General features: G+C 50.5%; 4 protein-coding genes. 3 read left to right on the top strand and 1 reads right to left on the bottom strand.

Annotated elements, in window-relative coordinates; translation table 11 throughout:
• Nucleotides 1-384: 384 nt before the first annotated feature.
• Nucleotides 385-1,125 carry a tyrosine-type recombinase/integrase gene (locus C6A40_RS22315; RefSeq protein ID WP_001515717.1) on the top strand — a complete coding sequence of 247 codons (741 nt, stop codon included), beginning with the start codon at nt 385-387 and terminating at the stop codon, nt 1,123-1,125.
• 697 nt (nt 1,126-1,822) lie between these two features.
• On the opposite strand, the gene C6A40_RS22310 is transcribed toward C6A40_RS22315, so the two are convergent.
• Nucleotides 1,823-2,833, bottom strand: coding sequence for a RepB family plasmid replication initiator protein (locus C6A40_RS22310; RefSeq protein WP_000200070.1), 1,011 nt, complete (start codon nt 2,831-2,833; stop codon nt 1,823-1,825).
• Between the two features lie 750 nt (nt 2,834-3,583).
• Here C6A40_RS22310 and sopA point away from each other — a divergent pair.
• Both sopA and C6A40_RS22300 read left to right on the top strand, forming a co-directional pair.
• On the top strand, nt 3,584-4,750 hold the full coding sequence (gene sopA, locus C6A40_RS22305) for a plasmid-partitioning protein SopA (RefSeq protein WP_000523812.1): 1,167 nt from the start codon (nt 3,584-3,586) through the stop codon (nt 4,748-4,750).
• Nucleotides 4,750-5,721, top strand: coding sequence for a ParB/RepB/Spo0J family plasmid partition protein (locus C6A40_RS22300; RefSeq protein WP_004206785.1), 972 nt, complete (start codon nt 4,750-4,752; stop codon nt 5,719-5,721). Before sopA ends, C6A40_RS22300 begins: the two co-directional genes overlap by 1 nt.
• Nucleotides 5,722-6,000 lie beyond the last annotated feature (279 nt).

The raw sequence follows: 6,000 nt of genomic DNA, 5'->3' as shown, positions 1-6,000 counted from the left end.
GAAAGCGTGCGTATTGCCTGAAAACACAACCCGCTACGGGGGAGACTTACCCGAAATCTGATTTATTCAACAAAGCCGGGTGTACCAGGCCGGAAATCGCGTAGCGCTCTCTTCTCTTCTTTTTCCTGCCTAACATGTACATCCTGGCATTACTCCAATTCTCCCAAAAACCGTAAAACAGCCATCAACCCGCGTCATTACTGGCTTCATGGAGGATCTGAGCAGAAAAAGGATCCTTTACGTATTTGGTTTTACCCGCAATAATGCGGGATAAGACAACAAAAGGATCCGCGCGCTGCGATTTATTGTCATGGCAGGATCGGCCCGTCAGGTGCAAAATACCTGTATCCATAAACAGTGCGTGCGCTACGTGAAAAATAACTCATGAACAGCATCATTCCCTTGCAGAATTCACCAGAACGCGTCTCCCTGCTGCCGATCGCCCCGGGCGTTGATTTTGCGACCGCGGTGGCACTCCGGCGGATGGCCACCTCAACAGGTGCCACGCCGGCTTACCTCCTGGCGCCGGAAGTGAGCGCCCTCCTCTGGTATATGCCTGACCAGCGTCACCACATGTTGTTCGCCACCATGTGGAATACCGGGATCCGTATCGGTGAAGCCCGGACGCTCACCCCGGAATCGTTCGACCTGGATGGTCTGCGCCCTTTTGTTCGGGTGCTGTCGGAAAAAGTGCGGGCACGTCGTGGCCGGCCGCCAAAAGATGAAGTGCGTCTGGTACCGCTGACGGATGCCAGTTTTGTGCGTCAGATGGAAAGCTGGATGGTCACCACCCGCCCCCGCCGGCGTGAGCCGTTATGGCCGGTCACGGATGAGACAATGCGCAACTGGCTGAAACAGGCGGTGAAGCGGGCTGAAGCTGACGGCGTGCATTTTTCGATCCCCGTGACGCCGCATACTTTCCGTCACAGCTATATTATGCACATGCTTTATCACCGGCAGCCCAGGAAGGTCATCCAGGCACTGGCCGGGCATAAGGATCCGCGCTCGATGGAAGTCTATACCCGGGTATTTGCGCTGGACATGGCTGCCACCCTGGCCGTTCCCTTTACCGGTGATGGGCGAGATGCCGCGGAGATCCTTCGCTCCCTGCCCCCGGCCGGCTGAGATTGACGGCCCTGGCATGACGTCCTGTATTCCGCTAATACGAAATACAGGAGCAGAGCGCATTCAGTGCCCCTCCCTGCTCCAGCACACCAGGACATCATTCGGATGACTGAACAGCCGTGGTCTTGCACGGTGACCTGCAAGCCTGCAGGCATCGACATACCGCAGACAAGACAGGACACAGGCCGTACATCCCACAGTGTATTGTTTCCTGAAAGCTCAGTGAATCATCCCGTTAATTGCGAAAGTCATTCACCCCTGTGGCTCACTCCCTTCTGCCATCGGTCTCCTGTTCGCATTTAGCAGTGTGAAGCTGGCGCCGGGTTATACAGACAGCTGCAGTCTCATCCTGCCGGGCTAAACCTGCAATACACAGGGGAACGGATACCGTCAGGTAACATGACCGTCTCAGCATCCGATTGAGATTTTCGTAAGGGGTATAGAGCTTTACTGAAAAATTGACTGTGGCATGTTAACACGTGTGGAGCAGTGCACAGACCTGGGAATATCGCCGTTAAACCCGCATACCGTAGTCAATATCTGCGTATCACGGCCTGAAATCACATATGACAGTCAATATTGTTCGATCATGGCAGACATGATGGAGAACACATATTGACTGCGGTATGCGTGATGCATATCACAGTCAATGGAATGTCCTTAGCGGCATCCGGCAGTCATGTTATGCATATCGCAGTCAATTTTCTGGCTTCATCGCTGAGAGAGCTTCGGCCAGTTTAAGGGGATCGATGCCAGCAGCCTTCAGCGCCTTAATGACTTCGTCATAATTTTGCTCTGGCGCCTTCTCTTCTTCCTCTTTGCGCGGAACCTTCACAGGACCACTGATGAGTTTGGGGTTGCGATAATGCACGCTGAAATAGGTGGCTCGGCCACGTTTAAACTCAGTGTAATCCAGATAACCAATATCCCGCAGCTGCTCCATCGCCTTACGTACCGTGTGGTTCTGCGTATAGACATTTGAGGTGAGATTCAGCCGGTCACGCATCCGTTTCATGGAAATAGGTGCAGGATTCTGGGGAAGACTTTCGATGTAGGTATAAAGCGCCTGGGCTGATTCCTTGCGCTGCAGGGCGTCAATGGCTTTCAGCCGCAGCAGTACCCTTCTGTCCATGTGGTAAAGCTCAAACAGCTTAGGTTCAGCCTTGATCTCAACGATATCCTCGTTGATGTCATAATAGGCTGACTGCACCAGATGTGTGGTCCATCCTTTGGTCTCGCTCTGGAACTTCAGCGTAACCGAGGCGAGTTTAAACAGGGAATTACTGATGCGATCGCGCATTTTTTTGTTTGAACGACGGGAGTCAAATCCGCACATCTTAACGAATTCGACGAACGACAGTTCCAGGGTGTCACTTTTTACCCCATACTCCGACATGGAGCGAATTATCCCCAGCCAGACTTTAAAATCCGTGTCCATATCAAGACGCGAACCGGTGATCTTAACGTCAGTGTATCCTTCGCTTTTGGCAATGGACAGCTGTACAAGCTCCTCAGTCGCGTCTGTAACGTTTTTCCGGTTCGCCTTGCTCTTCCCTGTTGATTTCAGAGTTGGGACGAAGAGACCGAGTCTCATGAGCGCTACTGGCTGCACGGTACTGGTGCTGTTGACATCCAGCTTAACAACTTCACCGGTTGTCTTATCAACCTCCTGAAGGTTCAGAAGTAAGCTGTTATTTTCGCTCGTCATCTTGATCCTCAACGGTTATCCACAAAAGGATGTAGTAATACGTATCGCAGTCAACGGATATACATACCTCAGTAAATACCGTTGCATATCACAGTATTAGATTATGCATATAACAGTCAACATTTTACATTCCACAGTCGATCCAGACAGACGTTAAAGCCAGTTACAGCGCATGCTGGAGCGATCCGGGGATCTCTTTTGGATCTCATTATGATCTCCTTGGGATCAATTATTGGATCGAGACCATGAATAACCCAGATACAAGCCCGGAAGCGCCACACCAGATATCCAGAACCCTGGCCTTATTTTCCTGAATACGCTCTGGAAGATTGAGATCTACAGGTACAACAATGAAACATTGACTGCGGTATGCTGAGTCGTCTTTCCTCTTCCTCGACACAGATGCGGTAAGCATCATACCATAGTCAATATATTACATACCGCAGTCAATTTCATTATAACTGGCTGATCCCGAGCCATCTTTAGCAACCCGACGTACGTGCAATCTGTGAATTCTGTGATTTTCCGCTTCCTCGCCGCTTTCTCACTGTGTGAGATCGCTTACTGCGGCGAGCGGCAGTGATTAATATTGACTGCGGTATGTACTCTTTTGTAATCCCCTGCGTTCTTTCATTACCCAATGTGGTTCACTTTGCACTTTTTCGTGCACTTTGCGATTTTATTGTTGCTTTGCAATAAATTCCAAGATTTAATAAAATAATGCAAAGTGATGATTAAAGGATGTTCAGTATGGGACTCATGGATACACTCAACCAGTGCATAAGTGCTGGTCATGAAATGACGAAAGCAATCGCCATTGCACAGTTTAATGATGACAGTCCGGAAGCCCGGAAAATAACCCGGCGCTGGAGGATTGGTGAAGCGGCAGATTTAGTTGGCGTGTCATCTCAGGCTATCAGGGATGCCGAGAAAGCTGGCCGGCTGCCGCACCCTGATATGGAAACCCGTGGGAGAGTTGAGCAACGCGTTGGTTATACCATCGAACAAATCAATCACATGCGGGATGTATTTGGTACACGACTGCGCCGTGCTGAAGATGCGTTTCCGCCGGTGATTGGCGTTGCAGCTCACAAAGGTGGTGTTTACAAAACCTCAGTATCCGTTCACCTGGCTCAGGATCTTGCTCTGAAAGGACTCCGTGTTCTGCTTGTTGAAGGCAATGACCCACAGGGAACTGCTTCTATGTATCACGGATGGGTGCCCGATCTTCATATTCATGCTGAGGACACTCTCCTGCCCTTTTATCTTGGGGAAAAGGATGACGCCAGCTACGCTATAAAGCCCACCTGCTGGCCTGGCCTTGATATCATCCCGTCCTGTCTGGCACTGCACCGCATTGAAACCGAGCTGATGGGGAAATTTGACGAAGGCAAATTACCTGCTGACCCGCACCTGATGCTCCGTCTGGCCATTGAAACTGTCGCTCATGATTATGACGTGATAGTTATCGACAGCGCACCCAACCTTGGTATCGGTACGATAAATGTTGTATGCGCTGCTGATGTTCTGATTGTCCCTACTCCGGCAGAGCTGTTCGACTACACCTCCGCACTGCAGTTTTTCGATATGCTTCGTGACCTGCTTAAGAACGTGGATCTTAAAGGCTTCGAGCCAGATGTCCGTATTCTGCTTACCAAATACAGTAATAATAATGGCTCGCAGTCCCCGTGGATGGAAGAACAAATTCGGGATGCCTGGGGAAGCATGGTCCTTAAAAATGTTGTGCGCGAAACGGATGAAGTCGGCAAAGGTCAGATCCGTATGAGAACCGTTTTTGAACAGGCTATTGATCAACGTTCTTCAACCGGTGCCTGGCGTAATGCCCTCTCTATCTGGGAGCCTGTTTGCAATGAGATTTTTGATCGTCTGATTAAACCACGCTGGGAGATTAGATAATGAAGCGTGCTCCTGTCATTCCAAGACATACCACACATACTCAATCGACTGAAGATACTTCATCACCGGCGCCGGCCGCGCCGATGGTGGATTCATTAATTGCGCGCGTGGGTGCTATGGCCCGCGGTAATGCAATCTCTCTTCCGGTAAGTGGACGGGAAGTAAAATTTACCCTTGAGGTGCTCCGGGGAGACTCTGTTGAGAGCGCTTCACGCGTATGGTCAGGCAATGAGCGCGATCAGGAACTACTTACCGAAGATGCTCTGGATGATCTCATTCCTTCATTTTTACTGACCGGTCAGCAGACTCCAGCTTTCGGCCGCCGGGTTTCTGATGTCATAGAAATTGCAGACGGCAGCCGTCGCCGTAAAGCCGCAATCCTGACGGAAAGTGATTATCGCGTTCTGGTTGGTGAACTGGACGATGAGCAGATGGCTGCATTGTCCCGACTGGGTAACGATTATCGGCCGACGAGTGCTTATGAACGTGGCCTGCGTTATACAAGCCGGCTGCAGAATGAGTTTGCAGGAAATATTTCTGCGCTTGCCGATGCGGAAAACATTTCTCGTAAGATCATTACCCGCTGTATTAATACGGCCAAACTGCCTAAATCCGTTGTTGCCCTGTTTGCACATCCTGGAGAACTGTCTGCCCGGTCAGGTGAAGCCCTTCAGAAGGCTTTTGCAGATAAAGAAGAATTACTGAAGCAGCAGGCTGAGACTCTCCACGATCAGAAGAAAGCGGGACTAATCTTTGAAGCTGAAGAGGTCATTAGTCTTTTAACATCCGTACTGAAACAATCTCCCGCATCAAGAGTTAATCTGAGCTCACGTCATCAGTTTGCTCCAGGGGCAACAGCATTGTATAAGGGCGATAAAATGGTGCTTAACCTGGATAAGTCCCGCATTCCTGCGGAGTGTATAGAGAAAATAGAAGCCATTCTTAAGGAGCTTGAGAAACCAGGAGTCTGATGCGGACACGCATTATTCTACGGTGATCTCCCTTTACTTCATTTCCTTTCTCACAGGCCAGAAAACATAACTGGCCTGAATATTCTCTCTGGGACCACGGTCCCACCTGCGTCATCTGTCAGCTTATCTGCCTTGGACCACGGTCCCACCTGCATCGCCGGTCAGGTTATCTCCCTGGGACCACGGTCCCACCTGCATCGTCGGTCAGCTTATCTGCCTGGGACCACGGTCCCACCTGCGTCATCTGTCAGCTTATCTGCCTGGGACCACGGTCCCACC

Origin of the sequence: Enterobacter sp. GER_MD16_1505_Eko_090 (assembly GCF_003331015.1) — a bacterium.
Lineage (GTDB): Bacteria > Pseudomonadota > Gammaproteobacteria > Enterobacterales > Enterobacteriaceae > Enterobacter > Enterobacter roggenkampii.
This window is presented reverse-complemented; position numbering and strand designations above follow the sequence as displayed.